Source organism: Pseudomonas sp. NY15437 (assembly GCF_048068435.1).
Taxonomy (GTDB): domain Bacteria; phylum Pseudomonadota; class Gammaproteobacteria; order Pseudomonadales; family Pseudomonadaceae; genus Pseudomonas; species Pseudomonas nitroreducens_B.
The window spans coordinates 154,056-179,979 of record NZ_JBLUQC010000010.1; the positions used below are offsets into that span (position 1 = coordinate 154,056).

Annotated in this window: 21 protein-coding genes, 4 tRNA genes and 1 pseudogene; 20 read left to right on the forward strand and 6 right to left on the reverse strand. The window is 66.7% G+C overall.

The features are described 5' to 3' along the window. The first annotated feature begins 15 nt into the window (after window positions 1–15). From gltX to ACNFIA_RS21920, 10 genes are all read left to right on the forward strand, one after another. Window positions 16–1,500, forward strand: coding sequence for a glutamate--tRNA ligase (gene gltX / locus ACNFIA_RS21875; RefSeq protein ID WP_259756302.1), 1,485 nt, complete (start codon window positions 16–18; stop codon window positions 1,498–1,500). A gap of 281 nt (window positions 1,501–1,781) precedes the next feature. Continuing rightward, a tRNA-Ala gene (locus ACNFIA_RS21880) sits at window positions 1,782–1,857 on the forward strand. Between the two features lie 52 nt (window positions 1,858–1,909). Continuing rightward, window positions 1,910–1,985, forward strand: a tRNA-Glu gene (locus ACNFIA_RS21885). A gap of 43 nt (window positions 1,986–2,028) precedes the next feature. Next, window positions 2,029–2,104 (forward strand) — tRNA-Ala (locus tag ACNFIA_RS21890). 58 nt (window positions 2,105–2,162) lie between these two features. Next, window positions 2,163–2,238, forward strand: a tRNA-Glu gene (locus ACNFIA_RS21895). Window positions 2,239–2,409: 171 nt separating this feature from the next. Continuing rightward, a complete protein-coding gene (locus ACNFIA_RS21900) occupies window positions 2,410–2,949 on the forward strand; it encodes a TetR/AcrR family transcriptional regulator (RefSeq protein ID WP_259756300.1) in 540 nt (179 codons plus the stop codon). A 13-nt stretch (window positions 2,950–2,962) separates the two neighbouring features. After that, on the forward strand, window positions 2,963–3,802 hold the full coding sequence (locus tag ACNFIA_RS21905) for an alpha/beta fold hydrolase (RefSeq protein ID WP_416788595.1): 840 nt from the start codon (window positions 2,963–2,965) through the stop codon (window positions 3,800–3,802). Between the two features lie 167 nt (window positions 3,803–3,969). Then, the gene (locus ACNFIA_RS21910; protein WP_416788598.1) at window positions 3,970–4,620 is read left to right on the forward strand and encodes a bifunctional 4-hydroxy-2-oxoglutarate aldolase/2-dehydro-3-deoxy-phosphogluconate aldolase; all 651 of its coding nucleotides are present in this window, start codon (window positions 3,970–3,972) and stop codon (window positions 4,618–4,620) included. After that, window positions 4,617–5,072 (forward strand): acyl-CoA thioesterase, encoded by a 456-nt coding sequence (locus ACNFIA_RS21915; protein ID WP_416788600.1) that lies wholly within the window; start codon window positions 4,617–4,619, stop codon window positions 5,070–5,072. Before ACNFIA_RS21910 ends, ACNFIA_RS21915 begins: the two co-directional genes overlap by 4 nt. Before the next feature lie 76 nt (window positions 5,073–5,148). Then, window positions 5,149–6,108 carry a tRNA dihydrouridine synthase gene (locus tag ACNFIA_RS21920; RefSeq protein WP_416788603.1) on the forward strand — a complete coding sequence of 320 codons (960 nt, stop codon included), beginning with the start codon at window positions 5,149–5,151 and terminating at the stop codon, window positions 6,106–6,108. A gap of 119 nt (window positions 6,109–6,227) precedes the next feature. Here ACNFIA_RS21920 and ACNFIA_RS21925 read toward each other — a convergent pair whose 3' ends face one another. After that, window positions 6,228–6,974, reverse strand: a complete 747-nt coding sequence (locus tag ACNFIA_RS21925) for an SDR family oxidoreductase (RefSeq protein ID WP_416788606.1) — start codon at window positions 6,972–6,974, stop codon at window positions 6,228–6,230. Between the two features lie 147 nt (window positions 6,975–7,121). Here ACNFIA_RS21925 and ACNFIA_RS21930 point away from each other — a divergent pair, with 147 nt between their 5' ends. After that, window positions 7,122–7,568, forward strand: a complete 447-nt coding sequence (locus ACNFIA_RS21930) for an Hsp20 family protein (RefSeq protein WP_259756293.1) — start codon at window positions 7,122–7,124, stop codon at window positions 7,566–7,568. Between the two features lie 84 nt (window positions 7,569–7,652). Here ACNFIA_RS21930 and ACNFIA_RS21935 read toward each other — a convergent pair whose 3' ends face one another. The 3 genes from ACNFIA_RS21935 to ACNFIA_RS21945 are packed head-to-tail and all read right to left on the reverse strand — an operon-like array spanning window position 7,653 to window position 10,279. Further along, window positions 7,653–8,714, reverse strand: coding sequence for a hypothetical protein (locus ACNFIA_RS21935; protein ID WP_416788609.1), 1,062 nt, complete (start codon window positions 8,712–8,714; stop codon window positions 7,653–7,655). A gap of 58 nt (window positions 8,715–8,772) precedes the next feature. Further along, the gene (locus ACNFIA_RS21940; RefSeq protein WP_416788612.1) at window positions 8,773–9,147 is read right to left on the reverse strand and encodes a RidA family protein; all 375 of its coding nucleotides are present in this window, start codon (window positions 9,145–9,147) and stop codon (window positions 8,773–8,775) included. A gap of 19 nt (window positions 9,148–9,166) precedes the next feature. Further along, complete coding sequence (locus ACNFIA_RS21945; protein WP_416788614.1) at window positions 9,167–10,279, reverse strand: NAD(P)/FAD-dependent oxidoreductase; 1,113 nt, start codon at window positions 10,277–10,279, stop codon at window positions 9,167–9,169. 111 nt (window positions 10,280–10,390) lie between these two features. Between ACNFIA_RS21945 and ACNFIA_RS21950 the strand changes: the two genes are divergently transcribed. Next, window positions 10,391–11,014 carry a helix-turn-helix domain-containing protein gene (locus tag ACNFIA_RS21950; protein WP_416788617.1) on the forward strand — a complete coding sequence of 208 codons (624 nt, stop codon included), beginning with the start codon at window positions 10,391–10,393 and terminating at the stop codon, window positions 11,012–11,014. A 6-nt stretch (window positions 11,015–11,020) separates the two neighbouring features. Here the strand turns inward: ACNFIA_RS21950 and ACNFIA_RS21955 are convergent. Both ACNFIA_RS21955 and ACNFIA_RS21960 read right to left on the reverse strand, forming a co-directional pair. Next, window positions 11,021–13,897, reverse strand: a pseudogene (locus tag ACNFIA_RS21955) (EAL and GGDEF domain-containing protein). Window positions 13,898–14,009: 112 nt separating this feature from the next. Next, a complete protein-coding gene (locus ACNFIA_RS21960) occupies window positions 14,010–14,903 on the reverse strand; it encodes a LysR family transcriptional regulator (RefSeq protein WP_259756290.1) in 894 nt (297 codons plus the stop codon). Window positions 14,904–15,069: 166 nt separating this feature from the next. Here ACNFIA_RS21960 and leuC point away from each other — a divergent pair, with 166 nt between their 5' ends. The 8 genes from leuC (at window position 15,070) to ACNFIA_RS22000 (ending at window position 25,909) form a co-directional block, all read left to right on the forward strand. Further along, window positions 15,070–16,497, forward strand: a complete 1,428-nt coding sequence (leuC, locus tag ACNFIA_RS21965) for a 3-isopropylmalate dehydratase large subunit (protein WP_259756288.1) — start codon at window positions 15,070–15,072, stop codon at window positions 16,495–16,497. An 11-nt stretch (window positions 16,498–16,508) separates the two neighbouring features. Beyond that, window positions 16,509–17,153 (forward strand): 3-isopropylmalate dehydratase small subunit, encoded by a 645-nt coding sequence (gene leuD, locus ACNFIA_RS21970; RefSeq protein ID WP_259756286.1) that lies wholly within the window; start codon window positions 16,509–16,511, stop codon window positions 17,151–17,153. Between the two features lie 32 nt (window positions 17,154–17,185). Further along, a complete protein-coding gene (locus ACNFIA_RS21975) occupies window positions 17,186–17,950 on the forward strand; it encodes a class I SAM-dependent methyltransferase (protein ID WP_416788621.1) in 765 nt (254 codons plus the stop codon). A 73-nt stretch (window positions 17,951–18,023) separates the two neighbouring features. Further along, window positions 18,024–19,106, forward strand: coding sequence for a 3-isopropylmalate dehydrogenase (gene leuB, locus ACNFIA_RS21980; RefSeq protein ID WP_259756284.1), 1,083 nt, complete (start codon window positions 18,024–18,026; stop codon window positions 19,104–19,106). An 80-nt stretch (window positions 19,107–19,186) separates the two neighbouring features. Next, a complete protein-coding gene (gene asd, locus ACNFIA_RS21985; RefSeq protein ID WP_236170979.1) occupies window positions 19,187–20,299 on the forward strand; it encodes an aspartate-semialdehyde dehydrogenase in 1,113 nt (370 codons plus the stop codon). Between the two features lie 261 nt (window positions 20,300–20,560). Then, window positions 20,561–21,751: a FimV family protein gene (locus ACNFIA_RS21990; protein ID WP_416788624.1), complete on the forward strand. Its 1,191-nt coding sequence runs from the start codon at window positions 20,561–20,563 to the stop codon at window positions 21,749–21,751. A 97-nt stretch (window positions 21,752–21,848) separates the two neighbouring features. Further along, on the forward strand, window positions 21,849–22,859 hold the full coding sequence (locus ACNFIA_RS21995) for an aspartate-semialdehyde dehydrogenase (protein WP_416788627.1): 1,011 nt from the start codon (window positions 21,849–21,851) through the stop codon (window positions 22,857–22,859). Window positions 22,860–23,026: 167 nt separating this feature from the next. Further along, on the forward strand, window positions 23,027–25,909 hold the full coding sequence (locus ACNFIA_RS22000; protein ID WP_416788630.1) for a FimV/HubP family polar landmark protein: 2,883 nt from the start codon (window positions 23,027–23,029) through the stop codon (window positions 25,907–25,909). Window positions 25,910–25,924 lie beyond the last annotated feature (15 nt).

A 25,924-nucleotide genomic window follows, 5' to 3' on the forward strand; every position in this document is an offset into this window, starting at 1 on the left:
CACACGAGAGCCTTCATGACCACAGTCCGCACCCGTATCGCGCCGTCTCCCACCGGCGACCCGCACGTCGGCACCGCGTATATCGCGCTGTTCAACCTCTGCTTCGCCCGCCAGCACGGCGGTCAGTTCATTCTGCGCATCGAGGACACCGACCAGGTGCGTTCGACCCGCGAATCGGAACAGCAGATCTTCGACGCACTGCGCTGGCTGGGTATCGAGTGGGACGAGGGCCCGGACGTCGGCGGCCCGCACGGCCCGTACCGGCAGAGCGAGCGCGGCGCCATCTATAAGCAGTACAGCGACGAACTGGTCGAAAAAGGCCACGCCTTCCCCTGCTTCTGTTCCGCCGAGCGCCTCGATGCGGTGCGTGCCGAGCAGCAGGCGCGCAAGGAAACCCCGCGCTACGACGGCCATTGCATGCACATCCCGAAAGAGGAGTCGGCCAAGCGCATCGCCGCCGGCGAATCCCACGTGGTGCGCATGAAGGTGCCGACCGAGGGCGTCTGCGTGGTGCCGGACATGCTCCGTGGCGACGTGGAAATCCCGTGGGACCGCATGGACATGCAGGTGCTGATGAAGGCCGACGGCCTGCCCACCTACTTCCTGGCCAACGTGGTCGACGACCACCTGATGGGCATCACCCACGTGCTGCGCGGGGAAGAGTGGCTGCCCTCGGCGCCCAAGCTGATCAAGCTGTACGAGTACTTCGGCTGGGAGCAGCCGGTGCTCTGCTACATGCCGCTGCTGCGCAACCCGGACAAGAGCAAGCTGTCCAAGCGCAAGAACCCCACCTCCATCACCTTCTACGAGCGCATGGGCCTGCTGCCCCAGGCGCTGCTGAACTACCTCGGCCGCATGGGCTGGTCCATGCCCGACGAGCGCGAGAAGTTCAGCCTGGCAGAGATGATCGAGCACTTCGACCTGTCCCGGGTATCGCTGGGCGGCCCGATCTTCGACATCGAGAAACTCTCCTGGCTGAACGGCCAGTGGATTCGCGAGCTGTCCGTCGAGGACTTCGCCAAGGAAGTGCAGAAGTGGGCGCTCAATCCCGAGTACCTGATGAAGATCGCCCCGCACGTGCAAGGCCGCGTGGAAAACTTCAGCCAGATCGCCCCGCTGGCCGGCTTCTTCTTCAGTGGCGGCGTGCCGCTGGACGCCAAGCTGTTCGAGCACAAGAAGCTCGACGCCACCCAGGTGCGCCAGGTGCTGCAACTGGTGCTGTGGAAGCTCGAAGCGCTGCGCCAGTGGGAAAAGGAGCGCATCACCGCGACCATCCAGGCCGTTGCCGAGCACCTGGGCCTGAAGCTGCGTGACGTGATGCCGCTGATGTTCCCGGCCATTACCGGCCAGGCCAGCTCGGTGTCGGTGCTCGACGCCATGGAAATCCTCGGCGCCGACCTGTCGCGCTATCGCCTGCGCCAGGCCCTGGAGCTGTTGGGCGGGGCATCGAAGAAAGAAGCCAAGGAGTGGGAAAAGATTCGCGACGCCATCGGCTCCTGAGTTCTTTCCTACAATGAAAAAGGCCGGGCGCTGCGAAGCTCCCGGCCTTTTTTGTGCCCGTATCGACGGTTATGGCCGAGCCGGGGGAGGGCGGGGAAGCCGCGCAATCAGCCGCGCGGAAACCGGAGCGGTCACATAAGTGATTGTTCTGTGGGAGAAAAAAATAAGAAATCTGAAAAAATGTTGTTGACAGGGGTTCGCCTCGCCCCTAAGATGCGCCCCGTTCCAGCGACGAACTGAACTGACAGGGCGAAGCGGAACGGTAGATCCAGCGGTACTTTGGGGCTATAGCTCAGCTGGGAGAGCGCTTGCATGGCATGCAAGAGGTCGACGGTTCGATCCCGTCTAGCTCCACCAAATTACCAGTAAGCTTCGTTTGTCCAAACGGAGCCGAAATCGAAGGTTTTGCGTCCCCTTCGTCTAGTGGCCTAGGACACCGCCCTTTCACGGCGGTAACAGGGGTTCGAGTCCCCTAGGGGACGCCACTATCCAGCGACGATGCGTTCGCGTCGTCAGCCAGAGTCATCTGGGGCTATAGCTCAGCTGGGAGAGCGCTTGCATGGCATGCAAGAGGTCGACGGTTCGATCCCGTCTAGCTCCACCAAATTCCCAAACGGGATGAAGCCAGAATCCACCGCCTGGTGGGTTTCTTCGAAGGATATGTCCCCTTCGTCTAGTGGCCTAGGACACCGCCCTTTCACGGCGGTAACAGGGGTTCGAGTCCCCTAGGGGACGCCATTTTTATCGCTCTGCGATGCCTATAGGGCCACTGAGACTTTCAGTGGCCCTTTTGTTTTTTCCCCTTTCGAAAAATTGTCCTCCGACCAATGGTCGCGGTTTCCGCTTGCCGATTTTTATTATGAGAATAATATTCTCACCATAATATTTTGTCCGAGCCGGAGGTCCGCCATGAGTGACAAGAAAGCCCAGACCCGCGAACGCATCCTGTCTGCCGCCACCAGCGCGCTGCTGCAGCACGGCCCGGTCAGCCCCAGCGTGGGGGAGGTGATGTCGGCGGCGGGGCTGACGGTGGGCGGTTTCTATTCGCACTTCGAGAGCAAGGACGCGTTGATGCTGGAGGCCTTCCGCCAGTTGCTCGCCAAGCGCCGCGAAGGGCTCAAGCGTTTCGATCCGCGGTTGAGCTTCGCCGAGCGCCGCGCGCTGACGGCGCAGTTCTACCTGTCGCGCAAGCACCGCGATACCGAGGAGGAGGGTTGCCCCATCCCCAGCTCGCTGAACGAGCTGGCCAACCTGCCGGAAGCGTTTCGCCAGACCCTGGAAGAGCACGTGGAGCTGATGGTGGCGGCGCTGGCCGGCCGTCCCGAGGAAATCGACACCGTGCTCAGCGACATGGCCTTGATGGTGGGTGGATTGGCGCTGGCCCGTGCCCTGGGCAATGGCGACCTGTCCGATCGTGTCTTGCGCGCCGCGAAGAAAGCGGTGATCTGAGGAGGTACGGAAAATGAGCAGTCTGAGCTCGGTTCGAGCCATCAACGCCACCCTCGGCCGCGTTGCGCCGACATGGGCGGCGCGACGCATGCAGGAGCTGTTCGTGACGCCTAACCAGCATGCCCCGCGCGACTGGGAGCTGCCGCTGCTGGGCAGCTCCGAGCGCGTCACCCTGCGCTTCGGCCTGTCCGCGCTGCGCTGGGGAGAGGGGCCGGCCGTGCTGCTCATGCACGGCTGGGAGGGGCGCCCTACCCAGTTCGCGGCCCTGATCGAGAAACTGGTGGGCGCCGGTTACGGCGTGATTGCCCTCGACGGGCCGGGGCATGGTCGCTCGCCCGGCCGCGATGCGGATCTCGTGCTGTTCGCCCGTGCGCTGCTGGAGGCGGCCGGCGAGCTGCCCCCGCTGCGCGCCGTAATCGGCCATTCCATGGGGGGCGCCAGTGCGCTGCTGGCGACCCAGATGGGCTTGCGCACCGAAACGCTGGTGACCATCGGCGCGCCGAGCAACGTGCTCGGTGTGCTGCGCGGCTTCGCCAGGATGGTCGGCTTGCCGGCGGAGGCCCGTTCGCGCTTCATCCGTATGATCGAAGGGCGCACCGGCATCGCGGCCAAGCAGCTGGACGTCGCGCGCTACCGCCTGGACATGCCCGGGCTGGTCGTGCACGCCGCCGATGACCGCTACGTGCGGGCCAGCGAGGCCGAGGCGATTCACCAGGCCTGGCCCCGCAGCCGCCTGCTGCGCCTGCCCGACGGCGGCCATCACCGTGTGCTGGCGGATGCGCGGGTAACCGATGCGATTCTGGAGCTGCTGGAGGGCGTGGAAATGCCGTTGCCCCTGGCGTTGGCGTCCTGAGCTATTCACCAGTGTGATAACGGCGGCTACACGCCGCCGTTTTCGTTCCATGATGGCCCCTTGCGGGTCGTCAGGCCCGGTAGCCTGGCGTAGACTTTCGAGCATTTCCGGCCGCCCCGGCCTGGGCGCGAGGTCTTGCGCACGCGGGTGGTCGACTGGGGGATTGCATGAGTATGTCTACCGATTGGGTGCTGCAGCAGGCGCGCCCGGTCATGCCGGTGCTGGTGATCGACGAGGTGGCGCTGGCCGGTGACCTGGCCCGTGCCCTGTACGACGGTGGGGTCCGGGTGCTGGAAGTGACCCTGCGCACGCCGCAGGCGCTGGACGCGGTGGCCGAGATTCGCCGCGAGCTGCCGGAGATGATCGTCGGCGCCGGTACGCTGATCCACACCGAGCAGTTCCAGGAGGCCCGCGACGCCGGCGCGCAGTTCGCTGCCAGCCCGGGCTGCACGCCGCGCCTGGTGGCGGCGGCGGAAGACGCCAGGATGCCGTTCCTGCCGGGGGTGATGACGCCCTCCGAAGTGCTGGTGGCGCTGGAGTACGGCTACCGCTCGCTGAAGCTGTTCCCCGCCGACGGCAACGCCGCGATCAAGATGCTCAAGAGCCTGAAGGCGCCCTTCGCCGGCATCCGCTTCTGCCCGACCGGCGGCATCACCCAGGAAAACCTCCTCAACGTCCTGCGCCTGCCCAACGTCGCCTGCGTCGGCGGCACCTGGATCGCGCCGCCGAGCCTGGTTCGCGCCCGCGCCTGGGACCAGATCACCCAACTGGCCGCCGAGGCGATCACGCTGGCCGCAAGCCTGGAGCACGCCTCATGAGCTGGCAGTTGCCCGATCCGTTCGTCATCGACATCGAGGTCAAGCCCGAGGACATCGACGGCCTCGGCCATGCCAACAACGCGGTCTACGTCAGCTGGCTGGAGCGCTGCGCCTGGCGCCACTCCCAGAGCCTGGGGCTGGACCTGGTCGAGTACCGCCGGCTGGACCGCGCCATGGCTGTGGTGCGCCATGAGGTGGACTACCTGGCCGCCGCCTACGAAGGCGACCTGTTGCAACTGGCGACCTGGATCGTGCAGTCCGACCAGCGCCTGAAGATGACCCGGCACTTCCAGCTGGTGCGCCCGGACGATGCCCTGACCCTGCTGCGCGCGCAGACCACCTTCGTCTGCATCGAACTGTCCAGCGGCAAGCCCAAGCGTATGCCGGTGGAATTCATCGAAGGCTACGGCCGCGCCCTGCTTGCCCCGGAGACCGTGTCCGCCGGCGCGTGATCCGTCGTGCCGCGCTTTTCCCGGCGCGGCGCATTCCCTACAATCCGCGGCCTTCGCCATTGCCCGAGATTCTCCCGTGCAGATCGCCCTGGCCCCGATGGAGGGGCTGGTAGATGACATCCTGCGCGATGTGCTGACCCGCGTCGGCGGCATCGACTGGTGCGTCACCGAATTCATCCGCATCAACGACCGCGTGCTGCCGCCGGCGTCGTTCCTGGCGCTCGCCCCGGAACTGGCCCACGGCAGCCGCACCCGCGCCGGCGTACCGATGCGGGTGCAACTGCTCGGCTCCGACCCGCAACTGCTGGCGGAGAATGCCGTGCAGGCCTGCGAGCTGGGCGCGCCGGTGATCGACCTGAACTTCGGCTGCCCGGCCAAGACGGTGAACCGCTCCCGTGGCGGCGCGGTGCTGCTCAAAGAACCCGAGCTGATGTTCCGCATCATCGAGGCGGTGCGCCGCGCGGTGCCGGCGCACATTCCGGTGACTTCGAAGATGCGCCTGGGCTACGACAGCCCCGACGGCGCCATCGATTGCGCCCGTGCCCTGGCCGACGGCGGCTCCGCCCATGTGGTCGTCCACGCGCGGACCAAGGCCGACGGGTACAAGCCGCCGGCGCACTGGGAGTGGGTGGCGAAGGTCGCCGACGCGGTGAAGGTGCCGGTGTTCGCCAATGGCGAGGTGTGGACCCTGGAGGACTACCAGCGCTGCCGCTCCATCAGCGGCGTGGCCGACATCATGCTCGGCCGCGGGCTGGTCTCCCGCCCGGACCTCGCCCGGCAGATCGCCGCCTGGCGTGATGCCCGTGACGTCGTGCCGATGCCCTGGTCCGAGGTGCGTGTGCTGCTCGACGATTTCTGGCGCCAGGCCCGGCGCAAGCTGGCGCCACGTTACGCGCCGGGGCGCCTGAAGCAGTGGCTGGGGATGCTCACCCGTAGCTATCCCGAAGCGGTGGAGTTGTTCGCCCTGGTGCGCCGCGAGCATGACTGCGACGTGCTGGATCGTGTGCTGCAGGTCGAGATCGACGTCGCCGCCTGACTCCGTACTGCTCTTCGTAGGAGCGAGCTTGCTCGCGAACCGCCCAACACCAATGCATCGGGATAGACCGCCTTCGCGAGCAAGCTCGCTCCTACAAAAGCGTGCGTCACGATTTTGAATCAGCGCCCGCCACTGACATCGATGAATCCGCCCGTGCTGTAGCTGGACTCATCCGAGGCGAGGAACAGAATCGCCCGCGCCACTTCCTCCACTTCGCCGCCCCGGCCCAGGGGGATGGCCGACTGCAGGCGCTCCACGCGCCCCGGCTCGCCGCCGCTGGCGTGGATGTCGGTCTTGATCAGCCCCGGGCGCACGGCGTTCACGCGGATGCCGTCGGCCGCCACTTCCTTGGCCAGGCCGATGGTCAGGCTGTCCACCGCACCCTTGGCGGCGGCGTAGTCGATGTACTCGTTGGGCGAACCCAGGCGCGAGGCCATGGAGGACACGTTGACGATGCTTCCACCCCTCCCGCCATGCCTTCGCCCCATGCGTTTTACCGCCTCCCGGCAGCAGAGGAAGGTGCCGGTCACGTTCACCGCGAACACCCGTTGCAGCCGCGCCACGTCCATCTCCTCCAGGCGCATCTGGCGTTCGAGAATACCGGCATTGTTCACCAGCACATCGAGGCGGCCGAAGGCGTCGTGTACGTCGCCGAACAGCCGCAGCACCTCGTCTTCATCGGCAACGTCGGCGGCGAAGGCGCGAGCCTCGCCACCCGACGCCGTGATCCGCGCGACCAGCGCCTGGGCCGCGTCCCGCTCGCGGCGGTAGTTGAGCGCCACGGCGAAGCCGCGCTCGGCGGCGAGCAGGGCGGTAGCGGCGCCGATGCCGCGACTGGCGCCGGTGATCAGCATGACCTTCTTCACGGGGAAATCCTTTTTTCGCAGGTGGGCTTGAAACGGATTCTGCCGTCCCTATCTATGTCCCTGCGGGAGGCCGAAGACGGGTCCCGCACCGGAGTTCTGACATCAGGCTCCAGATCATACCTTGCTGAAATATTCAGGAGATTCGCCATGAGCAACGTCCTTTCCCTCGCCCCGCTGTTCCGCCAGTCCGTTGGCTTCGATCGTTTCAACGATCTGTTCGAGTCCGCCCTGCGCAGTGAAAGCGGCAGTTCCTACCCACCCTACAACGTCGAGAAGCATGGTGACGACCAGTACCGCATCGTCATCGCCGCCGCCGGCCTGCAGGAAGAAGACCTGGAACTGCAAGTGGAGCGCGGCGTGCTGACCGTCAACGGCGGCAAGCGCGAAAAGGCTTCCGATAGCGTCACCTACCTGCACCAGGGCATCGCCCAGCGCGCCTTCAAGCTGTCGTTCCGCCTCGCCGACCATATCGAGGTCCAGGGCGCATCGCTGAAGAACGGCCTGCTCAGCGTCGAGCTGGTGCGCATCGTTCCGGAAGAAGCCAAGCCCAAGCGGATTGCCATCAACGGCCAGAACCCGGCCATCGAAGGCTGAGCAGCGCCCCGGCGCTAGCTGCGCCGTCGCTGCATGGCAAAACGCCCGTCTCGGAAGAGACGGGCGTTTTCGTTGGTGCGCCGCTCAGGCGTTCTGCCCCAGCGGGGCCGCGCGGTTGCGCCACCAGGCGATGACGATGGCCGCCATCAGCACGAAGCCGAGATACCCCATGGCCGGGTACACCAGGCCCACCAGTTTGACGAAGCCGACCTGGCTGGCGACGAAGGCCAAGATCACGGCGACCACCGTCGCCACGCGGAAGGGCACGCCGTAGGCGGCGCAGCGCGCGGCCAGGGTGTAGGCGAAACCGCTGGTGGTGCAGTACAGCTTCACCAGCAGCAGGGCCAGCATCACGTCGCCGAACCCGGGCGCGATGTTGTTGCTCAGCAGCAGCGTAGGAATGGCGCTGCCGCCGATCACGTCGATCTGCACCAGCATCACCAGGGCCATGGCGAGGATCAGCACGCCCACGCCGATGCCGCCGAATACGCCGCCCAGCGCGGCGGTGCGAAGGTTGGCCACGCTGCCGCCCATCACCACCACGGCCGCGGCGGTGGCGGCGACGTTGTAGGAAACGTACAGCAGCGCGCCAAGCAGCCAGTTGGGCGCCGGGTGCGGCACGGCCAGGGCGATCTGCTCCAGCTCCGCCAGCGGTTTTTGAATGTGCGTCAGCGCGTAGACCGCGATGATCGCCACGATGACCATCAGCACCGGCGTGATCAGGCTCATCAGGGTGATCACCCGCTTCAGGCCCAGGCACACGGTGACGATGGTCAGCACGCCGAGGACCATGCCGCCGATGGAATGGCCGATCCCCAGTTGTTGCTCGAACGATGAGTTGGCGCCGGCGAACATGACCACCATGGTGCCGAACAGGAAGAAGGTCAGCATCAGGTCGACGACGCGGCCCAGCGGCTTGCCACAGATGTACTCCATGGCCTCCTTGTGCGACTGGGTCTGCAGGCGGCTGCCGATCTGGTAGAGGTTCATCAGCAGGAAGGCGAAGAGCGCCAGCGCCACCAGCGCGCCGACCAGGCCCATGAGGCCGAAGCCGCCGAAGAACTGGAGGATTTCCTGGCCCGAGGCGAAGCCGACGCCCACGACCAGGCCGATGTAGGCGCCGCCGAGCTTGAGACTGGTTTTCATGATCGAGACTCTGTTGTTGTTATGAGAGCGGCCCCGCTCGCAGCGGGGCCGAAAAGGGTCAGGCCTGGCCGATGTAAGCCTGGACTTCCACCTCGACGTCCACGCCCAGCGCCAGGGCCGAGGCCACGCAGGAACGCACCGGCAGGCCCTGTTCGACGTAGCGCTTGTACACCTCGTTGAAGCCGGCGAAGTGCGCCATGTCGGACAGCCACACGGTGACCTTCACCACCTGGGAGTAACTGGCGCCGCAGGCTTCCAGGCTCTCGGCGATACGCGTCATCACCGCTTCGGTCTGGGTCTGGATGTCGCCTTTCACCACCTGGCCGTCCGCGGTCATCGGGATCTGCCCGGACAGGAACAGGAAGCCGCCGGCCTTCACGGCGCGGGAGAACGGGAAGGGCAGGGTGCTGGGGTAACGCTGGATATCGCTCATGGTTTATCTCCGGGGAAATTCAACGCAGGCGCGCCGGGCTCAGGCGCCGGGGATCGACGCCCTCCTGGCGCAGGGATTCGGGCAGCGGCTGGCCGAGCAGCAGTGACTGGGCCAGGCGCGAGACGCCATCGGCGGACTGGATGCCGTAGCCGCCCTGGGCGGCCAGCCAGAAGAACGCCGGGTTCTGTGGGTCCTGGCCGATCACCAGGTCGCCGTCGGCGACGAACGAGCGCAGGCCGGCCCAACTGTGGCTCGGCCGGCGGATCGCCAGGGTGGTGTGCTCCTCGATGTGGTACACGCCCAGGGCGATGTCGAGTTCCTCCGGTTGCACGTCCTGCGCGGGCACCGGGTCGGCGTTGGCGGGGGAACCTAGCAACTGGCCGGCGTCCGGCTTGAAGTAGAAGCTTTCGTCGATGCCGATCACCGTCGGCCAGCGGCTGATGTCCGCGCCCTCGGGGGCCGGGAACGTGAAGGCGGTGCGACGGCAGGGCTGCAGGCCGACCGGGCGGATGCCGCAGCGCTCGGCCACGTGATCGGCCCAGGCGCCAGCGGCGTTGACCAGCTGCGCGGCCTGGACGCTCTCGCCCTGGCTGAGCTCCACCGTCCAGGCGCCACCGGCGTAGTCGGCCGACAGCAGCTCGCGGTTGCAGCGCAGTTCACCGCCGCGCTGGCGCAGCGCGCGCAGGTAGCCCTGATGCAGGGCATGCACGTCCAGATCGCGGGCATCCGGTTCGTAGAGGGCGCCGATGATGGCGTCGGCGCGCAGGCAGGGCAGCAGCGCCAACGCCTGTTCGGTGCTGATGCGCTCCACACCTGGCGTGGCTTCGGCTTGCCTGAGCAGCTCGGCGTGCTCCGGGCCGCCGACGTACAGGCAGCCGCGCGGCGTGAGGATCGGGTGCTCGCTGAACCCCGCCGGCGGGGTCTCGTAGAACGCGCGGCTGGCACGGGTCAGCGCCTGGATCTGCGGCGTGCCGTAGGCCTCCATGAACATGGCGGCGGAACGCCCGGTGGCGTGGTAGCCGGGCTGCTCCTCGCGCTCGAGCAGCAGCACCCGGTGGGTCTCGCTCAGGCGGTAGGCGAGGGAGGCGCCGGCAATGCCGGCGCCGATGATGACGAAATCGAAATGGCTCACGGCAAGGGCCTTCTGCAGGATTTCTCTTATGTGAGAAATCTAAGATATGAGAATTTTTGCGCCCAAGGCAAGGCCCGGTAAACTTTCGTCGGCCCCCTCACGAGATGTCCCATGAGCGAAACCGCGCAGGCACTACCCCAGCCCCCGCAACTGGATCGAGACGAAGTCGGTGCGCGCCTGCGGGCGGTTCGCAAGCAACGCAAGCTGACCCTGAAACAGCTCTCCGACCTGTCTGGCGTCGCGGTTTCCACCCTGTCGAAGATGGAGCTGGCGCAGGTCGCGGTGAGCTACGACAAACTGGCCGCCGCCGCCCGTGCGCTTGAGGTGGACATCGCCCAGTTGTTCCGCCCGCTACCGCCCGTCGGCGGGCAGGTGGGGCTGAAGACGTTCGTCAAGACGTGCGTTGATGAGGCCGCCGGCTACGACACCGGCGGCTACGAGTACTACCCCATCGCCGGCGACTTCCCGCAGCGCAGCATGACGCCGCTGTATGCGCGCATCTTCGCCCGCGAGGTCGGCGAGTTCGACGATTACGTCCGCCACCCCGGCCAGGAGTTCGCCATGGTGGTGGCCGGCCGCGTGCGCATCCAGTTCGAAACGGGCGAGTCGGTGAGTATCGGCCCGCGCGAGACGGCCTATTTCGACAGCAGCATCGGCCACCTCTACCTCAACGACGGCGAGGCGGACGAGGCGCAGGTGATGGTGGTGATGTCGGAGTTGCGGCCCGCGCAGTAGCGGGCCTCAGGTCGCCTGCTGGCTGTCGCGGCGGGGCAGCAGGGCGATGAATTCCTCCAGCGGCACCGGCCGGCCGAATAGGTAGCCCTGGTACAGGTGGCAGCCCTGTTCGGTCAGCAGCGCCAGTTGCTCCGGCGTTTCCACCCCTTCGGCCACCAGCTCCAGGCCGAGGCTCTGGCCCATGGCGATGATGGCGCGGACGATCTCCGCGTCGTTGCTGTTGCTGGGCGCGTCCCGCACGAAGCTCTGGTCGATCTTCAGGCTGTCCACCGGCAGGCGCTTCAGGTACGTCAGCGAGGAATAGCCGGTGCCGAAATCGTCCATGGCGAACTGCACGCCGGCTTCGCGCAGGCGTTCCATGCGCGCGATGGTGTCGTCCAGTTGCTGGATCACGATGCCCTCGGTGATCTCCAGCTTCAGCAGGCTGGGCGGCAACTTGACCTTGTGCAGCACGCTGAGCAGGCGCTCGACGAAATCGCCCTGGCGGAACTGCCGGGGGCTGATGTTCACGCTCAGGCTGAAGTTGTCGACATCGATACGGCCTTCGGCGAGCAGTTGCGCGCCGGTGCGGCAGGCTTCCTCGATGACCCACTGGCCGACCTCGACGATCAGCCCGCTGTCTTCCAGGACGCGGATGAAGCTGGCCGGCGATTGCGGGCCGCGCGTCGGGTGACGCCAGCGCAGCAGCGCCTCGGCGCCGACGATGCGCGAATCACGGGCGTCCACCTGGGGCTGGTAGTGCAGGTTGAATTCGCGGCGGGTCAGCGCCATGCGCAGGCCATTCTCCAGGCGCAGGCGTTCGATGGCCGCCTGCTGCATGGATTCGTGGAACAACTGCACGGTATTGCGGCCGGCGTCCTTGGCGCGGTACATGGCGATGTCGGCGCGCTTGAGCAGGTCGTCCGGGGTGGCGCCGTCGTCGGGGATCAGGGCGATGCCGATGCTCGGGGTGATCTGCAGGCGGTGGCCGTCCAGCAGCATCGGCTCGGCCAGCAGGTCGCGGAGTTTTTCCGCCAGCTGGCGTACCTGCTGCGCGGTGTCCAGGCGGCTGCCCTCGATGCCGGTGAGCAGCACCACAAACTCGTCGCCGCCAAGGCGCGCCACGGTGTCTTCCTGGCGCACACTGGCCTCCAGGCGCGCGGTGACCATCTGCAGGATGGAATCGCCGACCGAATGCCCGAGGGAATCGTTGATGTGCTTGAAGTGGTCCAGGTCGAGGAACATCAGCGCGCCGCGCAGGCTGTGGCGTTGCAGCAGGGAGATCTACTGCTTCAGGCGGTCCATCAGCAGGGCGCGGTTGGGCAGGTCGGTCAGGGCGTCGTGGTAGGCCAGGTGCTGGATGCGTGCCTCGGCTTCGCGCAGTTCGCTGGTGTCGCGGGCGGTGAGCAGCAGGCAGTCCATGCCGCCCAGTTCGATCGGTTCCACCGACACGTCCACCGTCCGGATCGTGCCGTCGCGGTGGCGGCCGCGCATTTCCAGGTGGTGTACGAAGCCGTCGCGGTTCAGCGCGGCGATCATGTTCAGGCGTTCGTCCGGGTCGGCCCAGATGTTCATGTCCAGCGAGGTCTGCCCCAGCACTTCCTCCGGGCGGTAGCCGGTGAGGCGGTGGAAGCCGTCGTTGACCTCGATGTAGCGGCCCGTCTCGCGCTCGGTGATGGTGATGGCGTCGGGGCTGGAGTGGAACGCTTTGGCGAACTTCTCCTGGCTGGCCTTGAGCGCGGCCTCGGCCTGCAGCCGGCGGGTCACGTCGCGGAAGCTGGAAAGGATGCACAGCTGGCGATCGACCCAGATCAGCCGGCTGGCGACCATGCAGGTGATGGTCCGGCCTTCGCGGGTGAGGAATTGCACCTCGACGTTCTGCAGCGAGTGGTCGCGCATCAGCTGTTCGAACAGCCGCGAGCGCTGGTGGTGGTCGGCCCAGAAGGTGACCTGGTGTGACGAGCGGCCGATGATGTCCTCGGCCAGCCAGCCGAAGGTGCTGCAGAAGCTCGGGTTCACCTCGATGAACTCGCCGTCGCGCACGCGCGAGACGCAGATCGGGTCCGGGCTGCCCTGGAACAGGCTGGCGAATTTTTCTTCCGAGGCTTGCAGGCTGCGTTCGCGCAGCACGCGGTCGGTGATGTCGAGCAGGGTGCCGGCCATGCGCAGCGGCTTGCCCTGGGCGTCGCGGTAGAGCCGCGCACGGCTTTCCAGGTAGCGCACTTCGCCGGAGCCGAGCTGTGCGCGGTAGGTGAACTGGTAGTCGTTCTCCGGCCCGCGGGTTAGCCGGGCGTAGGCCTGGCGCATGCGCTGGCGGTCGGTCTTGTCGACGCAGGCGAAGAATTCGCCGAAGGGTCCGTGGAAATCCCGGTCAGGCAATTCGTGCAGCACGGCGGCGCGGGGCGAGCCGTAGAGCAGTCCGCTGGGGATGTGCCAGTCCCAGATGCCCAGTTGCGCGGAGTCCAGCGCCAGGTCCAGGCGTTCCTGGCTGTCACGCAGGGCGCGCTCCTGGGCGCGGGCGCGGGTGAGGTCGCGCACCGTCAGCACCAGGCAGGGGTGGCCGTCCTGTTCGATCTGGCAGCCGTAGACGCTGGCGTGGCGAACTTCGCCGGTGCGGGTCAGCAGGGTGACTTCGAAGCCGTCGATCTGCTGCTCGGCGGTGATGGTGTCGAGCATCCGCTGGCGCTCATCGAGGCTGCGCCAGAGGCCGAGCTCGACCGAGGTACGGCCCAGGGCTTCTTCGCGGCTCCAGCCGAAGCGGTCGACGAAACTGGCGTTGAGTTCGAGGAAACGACCGCTGTCCCGGTCGGTGATGACCATGGCGTCGGGCGCGGTATGGAAGGCTTTGGCGAACTTGTCCTGGCCGTCGGTGGCGAAGGGGGGCGTGCGCGGAGGTTGGCTCATGCGGCGCTCCCCCGGCGTCTGGCAGTGCCGGCCCAGTACGGCCGGCCAAGGCGAAGTGGCGTGCGGACGGGCATTGGGGCCCCTTCTTCTAGTTCTGTCAGAACAATAGAGGTTAGGCCGCGACAGGCGCAAGCCCGGCCGCCTGGGCGTCGAGCAGGCGCATGAAGGCCCGCGCGGCGTTGGACAGCGTGCGCTCGGTATGCAGGATGTAGCCCAGCTGGCGACTGAGCTGAATGTCCTGCAGGGGCAGGCGCACGACGCTGTCGTCGAGCATGGTGCGCGGCAGGACGCTCCAGGCCAGGCCGATGGAGACCATCATCTTGATGGTCTCCATGTAGTTGGTGCTCATGCCGATGTTCGGGGTCAGGCCCTCGGCCTCGAACATGCGCCGCACGATGTGGTGGGTGAAGGTGTTGCCGCCGGGGAACACCGCCGGGTGCCGCGCCACGTCGGCCAGGAATACCGGGCCCTGCACCGCCAGCGGGTGCTCGGGGGCGGCGACGAAGTCCAGCGGGTCGTCCCACACCGGCACCGCGCGCACGGGCTCGGCGGTTTCCGGGGCGAGGGTGATCACGGCCAGCTCGGCACGGCCGTGGAGAATCTCCTCGTAGGCCACTTCCGAGTCGCAGAACTGGATATCCAGCGCCACCTGCGGGTGCGCCTTGGTAAAGGCGCGCAGCAGCGGCGGCAGGCGGTGCAGGCCGATGTGGTGGCTGGTGGCCAGGACCAGCCGGCCGCTCACCTCGCCGTTGAGGTTGGTCAGGGCGCGGCGGGTGTCGTCCAGTACGCTGAGGATCTGGTAGGCGCGCGGCAGCAGGGCGCGGCCGGATTCGGTGAGGGTCACTTCGCGGCCGACGCGGTCGAACAGGCGCACGCCCAGCTGGTTTTCCAGGGCGGCGATGCGCTTGCTCACCGCCGGCTGGGTCAGGTGCAGGCGCTCGCCGGCTTCGGAGAAGCTGCCGGACTCGGCGATGGCCAGGAAGGTGTTGAGGCTGGTCAGGTCCATATTGACTCCCTGCGCTCTGGAAGCGGCGCCTGACGTTTATAACGCACCGTATTCCTTGTGGGAATCCTTTGGATAAAAAATATGAATTTGAGTTATTCGGTGCCTTTCCATAGGATCATCCCCACAAGCCCAAGGGGCATAGAAAGACGCTGATGAGGACTCTCTGATGGCCGGCAAGACGCTCTACGACAAACTCTGGGAAATGCACGAGGTGAAGCGCCGTGACGATGGTTCGTCGCTCATCTACATCGACCGCCACATCCTCCACGAAGTGACCTCGCCGCAGGCCTTCGAAGGCCTGCGCCTGGCCGGCCGCAAGCCCTGGCGCATCGATGCGAACATCGCCACCCCGGACCACAACGTGCCGACCACCCAGGCCGAGCGCAAGGGCGGCCTTCAGGCCATCGCCGACGAAGTCTCGCGCATCCAGGTCCAGACCCTGGACGAGAACTGCGATGACTTCGGCATCCTCGAATTCAAGATGAACGACGTGCGCCAGGGCATCGTCCACGTGGTCGGCCCGGAGCAGGGCGCAACCCTGCCGGGCATGACCGTGGTCTGCGGCGACTCGCACACCTCGACCCACGGCGCCTTCGGCGCGCTGGCCCACGGCATCGGCACCTCCGAGGTGGAGCACGTGCTCGCCACCCAGTGCCTGGTCGCCAAGAAGATGAAGAACATGCAGGTGCGCGTGGAGGGCAAGCTGCCCTTCGGCGTGACCGCCAAGGACATCGTCCTCGCGGTGATCGGCAAGATCGGCACCGCGGGCGGCAACGGCCATGCCCTGGAGTTCGCCGGCAGCGCCATCCGCGACCTGTCCATGGAAGGCCGCATGACCATCTGCAACATGTCCATCGAGGCGGGCGCCCGCGTCGGCATGGTGGCGTGCGACGAGAAGACCATCGAATACGTGAAAGGCCGTCCGTTCTCGCCGCAAGGCAGTGACTGGGACAAGGCCGTGGAAGCCTGGAGCGACCTGGTGTCCGACCCCGACGCGCACTTCGACACCATCGTCGAACTGCGGGCCGAGGACATCAAGCCGCAGGTCAGCTGGGGCACTTCGCCCGAGATGGTCCTCGCGGTGGACCAGAACGTGCCGGACCCGGCGGCCGAAGCCGATGCGGTCAAGCGCGACTCCATCGTCCGCGCCCTGAAATACATGGGCCTGAACGCCAACCAGGCGATCACCGATATCCAGCTGGACCGCGTATTCATCGGCTCCTGCACCAACTCGCGCATCGAAGACCTGCGCGCCGCCGCCGCCGTGGCCAAGGGCCGCAAGGTCGCCGCCACCGTCAAGCAGGCGCTGGTCGTGCCGGGCTCGGGCCTGGTGAAGGCTCAGGCCGAACAGGAAGGGCTGGACAAGATCTTCATCGAAGCCGGCTTCGAATGGCGTGAACCGGGCTGCTCCATGTGCCTGGCGATGAACCCGGACCGCCTGGAGAGCGGCGAGCATTGCGCGTCCACCTCCAACCGCAACTTCGAAGGTCGCCAGGGCGCCGGTGGCCGCACCCACCTGGTGAGCCCGGCGATGGCTGCCGCGGCAGCCGTGACCGGTCGTTTCATCGACGTACGCGAATTGATGCAGGCCTGAGGGGACCGAACATGAAAGCATTCACCCAGCACACCGGTCTCGTCGCGCCGCTCGACCGCGCCAACGTCGACACCGACCAGATCATTCCCAAGCAATTCCTCAAGTCGATCAAGCGCACCGGCTTCGGCCCGAACCTGTTCGACGAGTGGCGCTACCTCGATGTGGGCCAGCCGAACCAGGACAACTCCAAGCGTCCGCTGAACCAGGACTTCGTCCTCAACTTCCCGCGCTACCAGGGCGCCAGCGTGCTGCTGGCGCGCGAGAACTTCGGTTGCGGCTCCTCCCGCGAGCACGCGCCGTGGGCGCTGGACGAGTACGGTTTCCGCACCGTGATCGCGCCGAGCTTCGCCGACATCTTCTTCAACAACAGCTTCAAGAACGGCCTGCTGCCGATCATCCTGAAGGATGAAGAAGTCGACGAACTGTTCGCCCAGTGCGAAGCCACCGAGGGTTACCAGCTGACCGTCGACCTCGCCGCGCAGACCGTGACCCGCCCGGACGGCAAAAAGTACAGCTTCGACGTGGACGCATTCCGCAAGCATTGCCTGCTCAATGGCCTGGACGACATCGGCCTGACCCTGCAGGACGCCGACGCCATCCGTAGTTTCGAAGCCGGCTACAAGCAGCGGCAGCCCTGGTTGTTCCGCGACGCCTGAACGGCGCCGCGCCACCGAGCAAGGAGAACAGCATGACCGAGAGCCGTCACGAGCACGTGGTCCAGCGCCAGTTCGGCGCCCAGGCCAACGCTTACCTGACCAGCGCCGTACACGCCCAGGGCGAGGAATTCGCGCTGCTGCGCGAAACCGTGGCGGCTGACGCCGGCTCGCGCGTGCTGGACCTTGGCTGCGGGGCTGGGCACGTGAGCTTCCAGATCGCGGAATTTTGCGATGAAGTGATCGCCTACGACCTGTCCCAGCAGATGCTCGACGTGGTGGCCTCGGCCGCCGCCGAGCGTGGCCTGGGCAATATCTCAACCCGCTGCGGCGCCGCCGAGCAGCTGCCGTTCGACGACGGCGAGTTCGACTTCGTCTTCAGCCGTTATTCCGCGCACCACTGGCGGGATGTTGGCCAGGCGCTGCGCGAAGTGCGCCGGGTGCTCAAGCCGGGTGGCGTGGCCTGCTTCATCGATGTCGCGGCGCCGGGCTTGCCACTGCTGGACACCTATCTGCAGACTGTCGAGGTCCTGCGCGATACCAGCCACGTGCGTGACTACTCCCCGTCGGAGTGGGCGCGTTTAGTGGGTGAGGCGGGTCTTGCGGTGACTGCCGCCAAGCGCCAGCGCCTGCGCCTGGAGTTCACTTCCTGGGTCGAGCGCATGCGCACGCCCGAAGTGATGCGCCATGCCATTCGTGCCCTGCAGCTGTCGATGGGGGACGAGGTGCGCGAATATTTCGAGATCGACGCCGAGGGCTCCTTCAGCACCGACGTGCTGGTGCTCTGGGCCAGTAAATAGCAGCCACAAGCTTCAAGCCGCAGGCTCCGGTCACGAGCCTGCGGCTTTTACTCTTTTCCGAAGGAAACAAGCGATGAGCAAACAGATTCTGGTTCTCCCCGGTGACGGTATCGGCCCGGAGATCATGGCCGAAGCGGTCAAGGTGCTGGAGCTGGCCAACGACAAGTTCGCCCTGGGCTTCGAACTGACCGAAGACGTGATCGGCGGCGCCGCCATCGACAAGCACGGCGTGCCGCTGGCCGACGAGACCCTGGAGCGCGCGCGCAACGCCGACGCCGTGCTGCTGGGCGCCGTGGGCGGCCCGAAGTGGGACAAGATCGAACGTGACATCCGTCCCGAGCGCGGCCTGCTGAAGATCCGCTCGCAACTGGGCCTGTTCGGCAACCTGCGCCCGGCCATCCTCTATCCGCAACTGGCCGATGCCTCCAGCCTGAAACCCGAAGTGGTGGCCGGCCTGGACATCCTCATCGTCCGCGAGCTGACCGGCGGCATCTACTTCGGCCAACCGCGCGAGCAGCGCGTGCTGGAGAACGGCGAGCGCCAGGCGTATGACACCCTGCCGTACAGCGAGAGCGAAATCCGCCGCATCGCCCGTGTCGGCTTCGACATGGCCCGCGTGCGCAACAAGAAGCTGTGCTCGGTGGACAAGGCCAACGTCCTGGCCTCCAGCCAGCTGTGGCGCGAAGTGGTCGAGGAAGTCGCCAAGGACTACCCGGACATCGAGCTGTCGCACATGTACGTCGACAATGCCGCCATGCAGCTGGTGCGTGCGCCCAAGCAGTTCGACGTGATGGTCACCGACAACATGTTCGGCGACATCCTGTCGGATGAAGCTTCCATGCTCACCGGCTCCATCGGCATGCTGCCTTCTGCCTCGCTGGATTCGAACAACAAGGGCATGTACGAGCCGTGCCACGGTTCCGCCCCGGACATCGCTGGCAAGGGCATCGCCAACCCGCTGGCGACCATCCTCTCGGTCTCGATGATGCTGCGTTACACCTTCAACGAAGGCGCCGCCGCCGACGCCATCGAGAAGGCGGTCAGCCTGGTGCTCGACCAGGGCCTGCGCACCGGCGACATCTGGTCCGAAGGCTGCACCAAGGTCGGTACCCGCGAAATGGGCGATGCGGTAGTCGCGGCGCTGCGGAATCTGTAATCTCTCCGGTTCGCTCGCTCCCGGCCAGGTTCACACAGGCGGGAGCGACGGCCCTCTAAATATTTGAAGGTGTAGTAGCGATGAAGCGTGTAGGTCTGATCGGTTGGCGTGGCATGGTGGGTTCGGTGCTCATGCAGCGGATGCTGGAAGAGCGGGACTTCGACCTGATCGAGCCGGTGTTCTTCACCACCTCCAACGTGGGTGGCGAAGGTCCGTCCATTGGCAAGGACATTGCCCCCCTCAAGGACGCCTACAGCATCGAGGAACTGAAAACCCTCGACGTCATCCTGACCTGCCAGGGCGGCGACTACACCAGCGAAGTCTTCCCCAAGCTGCGCGAAGCCGGCTGGCAGGGCTACTGGATCGACGCCGCCTCCAGCCTGCGCATGCAGGATGACGCGGTCATCGTCCTCGACCCGGTGAACCGCAAGGTCATCGACAACTCGCTGGACGCCGGCACCAAGAACTACATCGGCGGCAACTGCACCGTCAGCCTGATGCTGATGGCTCTGGGCGGCCTGTTCGAAGCCGGCCTGGTCGAGTGGATGAGCGCCATGACCTACCAGGCGGCCTCGGGCGCCGGCGCGCAGAACATGCGCGAGCTGATCAAGCAGATGGGCGCCATCAACGCGTCCGTCGCCGATGACCTGGCCAACCCGTCCAGCGCCATCCTCGACATCGACCGCAAGGTCGCCGAAGCCATTCGCAGCGATGCCATGCCCACCGAGAACTTCGGTGCGCCGCTGGCCGGCAGCCTGATCCCGTGGATCGACAAGGAACTGCCCAACGGCCAGAGCCGCGAAGAGTGGAAAGGCCAGGCGGAAACCAACAAGATCCTCGGCCGCTTCAAGAACCCAATCCCGGTGGACGGCATCTGCGTGCGCATCGGCGCCATGCGCTGCCACAGCCAGGCGCTGACCATCAAGCTGAACAAGGATGTGCCGATGGCCGACATCGAAGGCCTGATCAGCCAGCACAATCCCTGGGTCAAGCTGATCCCGAACCAGCGCGAAATCAGCATGCGCGAACTGACGCCGGCCGCCGTTACCGGCACCCTGAGCGTTCCGGTCGGCCGTCTGCGCAAGCTCAACATGGGCTCGCAGTACATCGGTGCCTTCACCGTGGGCGACCAGCTGCTGTGGGGCGCCGCCGAGCCGCTGCGCCGCATGCTGCGTATCCTGCTGGAGCGTTGATCCGCCCCTTTCCGTGTTCACCACAACGCCGGCCTCGAGCCGGCGTTGTGCTTTCCGGAGCACGATAAGTTCCCTATGTGTAGGTGAACCGCCGCACAAAACCGCCAGCCCGTGCGGCTGTCGGCTCCTTGACGCCGGTTTCTGTGACGCAGCCGGAAAAGCCGCCGGGAACCAGTCGCTATCCTCGCAGCCCGTCCATGGGGACAGGTTTCGGTGCGCCTTTTCGCGCCGGCCGATGGCAAGCACGCAGCGGGGGAGAGCATGGCTCGGTTACACAGATTGTGGTTGGCGACGGCAGTGGCCGCGGCGTTCGTGCCGGGCATGGCGGGCGCGCTGGAGCTGGGCGACATCTCCTCGCGGGCCGCGCTGGGGCAGAACCTCTCGGCCAATATCGACCTGCGTGGCGCGGCGGACCTGAGCGCCGACGACGTCGTGGTCAGCCTCGCCTCGGCGGAAGACTTCGAGCGCCTGGGCGTGGACCGCAGCGTGGTCACCAGCGGGCTGACCTTCACTCCCGACCTGGGCAAGAACGGCCGTGGTGTCATCCACGTCCGTTCGTCGAAGCCGATCCGTGAACCCTACGTGAACTTCGTCCTGCAGGTGGTCTGGCCGCAGGGGCGCCTGGTGCGCGAATTCACCGTGCTGCTCGATCCGCCGACCTACCTCGCCAGCCCGGTTACGCCGCCCGCCATTGCGCCGGTGGCCGCTGCGCGTGCGCCGCTTACGCCACCCGTGGCGCCGCCGGTGGCCAGCGCGCCGCCCGCCGACAGCTATCGCATCCAGCGCAACGACGCGCTGTGGGACATCGCCTCGCGCAATCGCCCCTCCGCCAGCGTCTCGGTCATGCAGACCATGGCGGCGATCCAGCGCATGAACCCCGATGCCTTCGTCGACGGCAACATCAACCGCATCAAGGTCGGCCAGGTGCTGCGCCTGCCCAGCGAGCAGCAGGTTCGCGAGCAAAGCCACGCCCAGGCGGTAGCCCAGGTGCAAAGCCAGAATGCCGAGTGGAAGGCCAAGCGCGCTCCGCAGGTGGCCCAGCAGGGTCGCCAGCTCGATGCCACTCACAAGGCGGAGGCGGGCAGCGCGCCGGCCAACGCCCCGGCGCGTGACAACCTGCGCCTGCTCTCCGGCCAGCCAGGCAAGGACCATGGCAAGGTCGAGGCCGAACAGTTGGCCGTGGCCCAGGAGGGGCTGGACAGTGCCCGTCGCGAAGGTGAGGAACTGCGCAGCCGGATTGCCGACCTGGAAAGCCAGACCCAGAAGCTGAACAGGCTGATCGAACTGAAGGATTCGCAGATCGCCGGCCTGATCGCGCGGTTGGCTGAGCAGGATCGCGCCAAGACCCAGGGCGTTGCGCCCGCGGGCACGCCGCAGGCCGCAGCCGGCGACGTCGCACAGGCGGCCAACCCGCTGACCGCCCAGGCCGAAGGCGCCGCGCCGCGCCCCTGAGCTGCGGCGATAGGCGGCGGGGCCCTCGATTGCTTCGCCGCCGGTGGGGGCAGTAAAGTGCTGCGCTACTTTTCCCACCGATTTGTGAGATTTCCGGATGCCTGAAACACTCGACATCGCCGTAGTAGGCGCCACTGGGCTCGTTGGCGAGGCTTTGGTCGAACTGCTGGAAGAGCGCGACTTCCCCGTCGCCAACCTGTATCTGCTGGCCAGCGGCGAATCCGCCGGCAAGTCGATCGCCTTCCGCGGGCGCAACATCCGGGTCGGCAAGCTCGATGAATTCGATTTCGCCAAGGTGCGCCTGGCCTTCCTGTCCGTGGCCGCCGACGCGGCTGTCGAGTGCGCCGCCCGTGCCCAGCAGGCTGGCTGCAGCGTGATCGACCTCAGTGGTGCCTCGCTGAACCAGGATGCGGCGCTGCTGGCCCAGGCCTGCGTGAATGGCGAGGCCCTGGAAACCCTCTCACTGCCCGCGCGGATTGCCGCGCCGGCCGCGCCCGCTGCCGAGGTCGCCGAAGTGCTGGCCGCACTGCGCGGCGTGCTGGAGCTGCGCCAGGTCAATGTCGCTGCGTGCCTGTCCGCCTCCGCCCTGGGGCGCGAGGGCGTGCAGGAGCTGGCGCGGCAAACTGCCGAACTGCTCAACGCCCGCCCGCTGGAGCCGCGTCTGGTCGATCGCCAGTTCGCCTTCAACATGCTGGCGCAACTGGGCGGCGTCGATGAGCAGGGCTATTCCGTCGTCGAGCGGCGCATGGCGGCGGAGCTCGCCGCGCTGTTCCCGGAGCTGCGGGAGGGCCTGAGTGTGACCTGTAGTCTGGCGCCGGTATTCTTTGGCGACACACTGATGGTATCTATCAAGGCGGCGGCGCCGGTTTCCCTCTCCGCCGTCAGCGCCGCGCTGGACGCTGCCGACGGTATCGAGTTGGTGGAAGATGATTACCCGACCGTCATCGGCGATGCGCAGGGACAGGATAGTGTGTATGTCGGTCGCCTACGGACCGGTCTGACAGATTCGTGCGAACTGAATTTGTGGATTGCGTCAGATAATGTGAGAAAAGGCGCAGCCCTAAATGCTGTGAACTTGGGCGAATTGTTGATAAAACACTATCTGTAAAAGATACTTACCGAATATTTGAAGAAGTATTCTAGCTTGGCAATACTGGCCGGAACGCCGCTGACAGGGGAGGGCACCGCCGTGAAAACGGAGGGTGTAGTGGGCAGCGGCGCCCGATAGACGTCGTTCTAATCCAGAAAAAAGCTATTAAAACAAGGGATTACTATATGGTCCGGCTTCGCAAACTGGTGCAGGCAATCGCAGCTGCTTCGGCACTGACCTCGGGCATGGCGCATGCGCTGGGGTTGGGAGATATCCACCTGCGTTCGGCGCTGAACCAGCCGCTGGATGCCGAGATCGACCTGGTCGAAGTTCGCGATCTGTCCGCCGCCGAGGTGATCCCCAAGCTGGCTTCGCCGGAAGACTTCAACAAGGCCGGCGTCGACCGCCAGTACTTCCTGACCGGCTTGAAGTTCACGCCCATCGTCAAGCCCAACGGCAAGAGTGTCATCCGCGTGACTTCCGACCGGCCGGTGCAGGAGCCGTACCTGAACTTCCTCGTGGAAGTCGTCTGGCCCAACGGTCGCTTGCTGCGCGAGTACACCGTGCTGCTCGACCCGCCGCTGTATTCCCCGCAGACCGCCGCCGCCGTGCCGCGCGCGCCGATGGCCGCCCCCGCACCGGTGGTGCGCCCGTCCGCCCCCGCCGCGCCGCGTGCCACGCCTGCGCCCAGCGCCGCTCCGGCTGCGCCGTCGCGCCGCCTGGAAGGCAACGAATACCGTACCGGCAAGAATGACACCCTCTGGGAAATCGCCGCTCGTGCGCGCCCGGACGGCAGCGTTTCCGTGCAGCAGACCATGCTGGCCATCCAGGACCTCAATCCTGACGCCTTCCTCGGCGGCAACATCAACCGCCTGAAGAGCGGCCAGGTGCTGCGCCTGCCCGATGCCGAGCAGATCAAGGCACGCACCCAGCCGGCCGCTGTCGTCGAGGTCAACCAGCAGTACACCGCCTGGCGCGAAGGCCGCAGCCTGCCCACCGGCGGCGCCCGCCAGCTGGACGCCACGCCGCGCGCCAATGCCGGCAATGCACCGGCCCAGGCCGACACCAAGGACAGCCTGCGCCTGCTCTCCGGCGAGAACGGCAAGGCCAAGGGTGGCGACAAGGGCAGCAAGGACGGCCAGGCCGTCGCCGACAAGCTGGCCGTGACCAAGGAAAGCCTCGACAGCACCCGTCGTGAGAACGAGGAGCTGACCAGCCGCATGAGCGACCTGCAGAGCCAGATGGACAAACTGCAGAAGCTCATCGCGCTGAAGGACGCCCAACTGGCGAAACTGCAAAGCGAGCTGGGCAACGACAAGGCTGCCGCAGCGAATGGCGCCGCCCCCGTGCCTGCACCGCAGCCGGGCGGCGACGCTGCCGCCCAGCCAGGCACTGCGCCGGTTCCGGCAACCGCAGAACAACCCGCCGCTCCGGCGCCGGGTGGCGATGCCGGTACGCCGCCGGCTCCGGCCGCGGATGCTCAGCCGCAACCGGCACCCGCGCCTGCTCCGGCACCCGCCGCGCCGGCCCCTGCGCCTGAGGCGCAGAAGCCCACGCCCGCTCCTGCACCGGTCGCTGCGCCGGCTGCCCAGGCCGAAACCAGCTTCATCGACGAGATTCTCGCCAACCCGCTCTGGCTGGGTGCCATCGCCGGCAGCGCGCTGCTCGCGCTGCTGGTCCTGCTGATGATCATTTCCCGCCGCCGTGCCGCGAAGGAGCAGGAAAGCCTTGCTGCCTACGCCGGCGACGACGAGCCGCACCTGGACGACGACCTGACGCTCGCCGGCAGCGAACTGGACACCCTCGACGTGCCGCAGGCCGCCGAAGTCGCCGCTCCCGCCCAGGCCGCGCCCGAGCGCGTCGCAGCACAGACCAGTGATGCGCTGGGCGAGGCGGACATCTACATCGCATACGGCCGCTTCAACCAGGCCGCCGAGCTGCTGCAGGGCGCCATCTACGACGAGCCGCAGCGCACCGACCTGCGCCTGAAGCTGATGGAGGTCTACGCCGAGATCGGTGACCGCGAAGGCTTCGCCCGCCAGGAAAACGAACTGCGCGAGATCGGCGGCGCCGAGCCGCAGGTCGAGCAACTCAAATCCCGCTATCCGGGCATGGTCGCCCTGGCGGCCGTCGGGGGTGGCCTGGCCGCTGCCGCACTGGCCGAGAAGGACGATCTCGACGGCTTCAGCCTGGACGACTTCGAGGTCGAGACTCCCGCCGCGACCGCACAGCCCGCTGCGCAGCCCCATGGCGACCTGGACGATGCCTTCGACCTGGCGCTGGATGACCTCGACCTGGGCGACGACAAGCCTGCCGCCCCGGCCGCACAGCCGAGCGACGAGCTGTCCTTCGGCAATTTCGACCTGGATGATGACCTGAGCCTGGAGGCTTCGCCGGCGCAAGCGCCGAGCACCCGGCTGGAGGACGACTTCGCCTTCGATCTGGACCTGCCGGAACAGCCGGCCTCTAAGGTCGAGACCCCGTCGCTGGCCGACGACCTGGGCGATTTCTCCCTGGACCTGGACAAGGACCTGGAGAAAGACGGTGCTGCCACCCTGGCTTCGGCGGAAGACGACTTCCTGCTGGGCCTGGACGACGATACCGCGTCGCTGTCCGGCGTGAGCCCCGAGGAGTTCAGCCTGGATATCGACAGCAAGGCGCCCCAGGCCGATGACCTGCCGGATGACTTCGATCTCTCCCTGGCCGACGATGAGCCGGCTCCGGCCAAGGTCGACGACAGCTTCGCCGCTCAGCTGGACGAAGTGAGCGCCGAACTGGATCGCCTCTCCGCGCAGGACGACGAGCCTCAGGCGCCGGCCGTCCAGCCGCTGGCAGACGACAGCTTCGCCGCGGGCGATCTGGACCTGCCGGGCGCCGACGCCGACGACGAGGACGAGTTCGATTTCCTCTCCGGCGCCGACGAAGCGGCCACCAAACTCGACCTGGCGCGTGCCTACATCGACATGGGCGACACCGAAGGCGCCCGCGACATCCTCGACGAAGTACTCACCGAGGGTAACGACAACCAGCAGCAGGAAGCGCGCGAACTGCTCGGGCGTATCGCCTGAGCCGGAAGGCTCCAG

Excerpts from the sequence above, each read along its gene's own strand:
- gltX (WP_259756302.1), top strand. The coding sequence starts at position 16 with ATGACCACAGTCCGCACCCGTATCGCGCCGTCTCCCACCGGCGACCCG.
- ACNFIA_RS21900 (WP_259756300.1), top strand. The coding sequence starts at position 2,410 with ATGAGTGACAAGAAAGCCCAGACCCGCGAACGCATCCTGTCTGCCGCC.
- ACNFIA_RS21905 (WP_416788595.1), top strand. The coding sequence starts at position 2,963 with ATGAGCAGTCTGAGCTCGGTTCGAGCCATCAACGCCACCCTCGGCCGC.
- ACNFIA_RS21910 (WP_416788598.1), top strand. The coding sequence starts at position 3,970 with ATGAGTATGTCTACCGATTGGGTGCTGCAGCAGGCGCGCCCGGTCATG.
- ACNFIA_RS21915 (WP_416788600.1), top strand. The coding sequence starts at position 4,617 with ATGAGCTGGCAGTTGCCCGATCCGTTCGTCATCGACATCGAGGTCAAG.
- ACNFIA_RS21930 (WP_259756293.1), top strand. The coding sequence starts at position 7,122 with ATGAGCAACGTCCTTTCCCTCGCCCCGCTGTTCCGCCAGTCCGTTGGC.
- ACNFIA_RS21935 (WP_416788609.1), bottom strand. The coding sequence starts at position 8,714 with ATGAAAACCAGTCTCAAGCTCGGCGGCGCCTACATCGGCCTGGTCGTG.
- ACNFIA_RS21940 (WP_416788612.1), bottom strand. The coding sequence starts at position 9,147 with ATGAGCGATATCCAGCGTTACCCCAGCACCCTGCCCTTCCCGTTCTCC.
- ACNFIA_RS21950 (WP_416788617.1), top strand. The coding sequence starts at position 10,391 with ATGAGCGAAACCGCGCAGGCACTACCCCAGCCCCCGCAACTGGATCGA.
- ACNFIA_RS21960 (WP_259756290.1), bottom strand. The coding sequence starts at position 14,903 with ATGGACCTGACCAGCCTCAACACCTTCCTGGCCATCGCCGAGTCCGGC.
- leuC (WP_259756288.1), top strand. The coding sequence starts at position 15,070 with ATGGCCGGCAAGACGCTCTACGACAAACTCTGGGAAATGCACGAGGTG.
- leuD (WP_259756286.1), top strand. The coding sequence starts at position 16,509 with ATGAAAGCATTCACCCAGCACACCGGTCTCGTCGCGCCGCTCGACCGC.
- ACNFIA_RS21975 (WP_416788621.1), top strand. The coding sequence starts at position 17,186 with ATGACCGAGAGCCGTCACGAGCACGTGGTCCAGCGCCAGTTCGGCGCC.
- leuB (WP_259756284.1), top strand. The coding sequence starts at position 18,024 with ATGAGCAAACAGATTCTGGTTCTCCCCGGTGACGGTATCGGCCCGGAG.
- asd (WP_236170979.1), top strand. The coding sequence starts at position 19,187 with ATGAAGCGTGTAGGTCTGATCGGTTGGCGTGGCATGGTGGGTTCGGTG.
- ACNFIA_RS21990 (WP_416788624.1), top strand. The coding sequence starts at position 20,561 with ATGGCTCGGTTACACAGATTGTGGTTGGCGACGGCAGTGGCCGCGGCG.
- ACNFIA_RS21995 (WP_416788627.1), top strand. The coding sequence starts at position 21,849 with ATGCCTGAAACACTCGACATCGCCGTAGTAGGCGCCACTGGGCTCGTT.
- ACNFIA_RS22000 (WP_416788630.1), top strand. The coding sequence starts at position 23,027 with ATGGTCCGGCTTCGCAAACTGGTGCAGGCAATCGCAGCTGCTTCGGCA.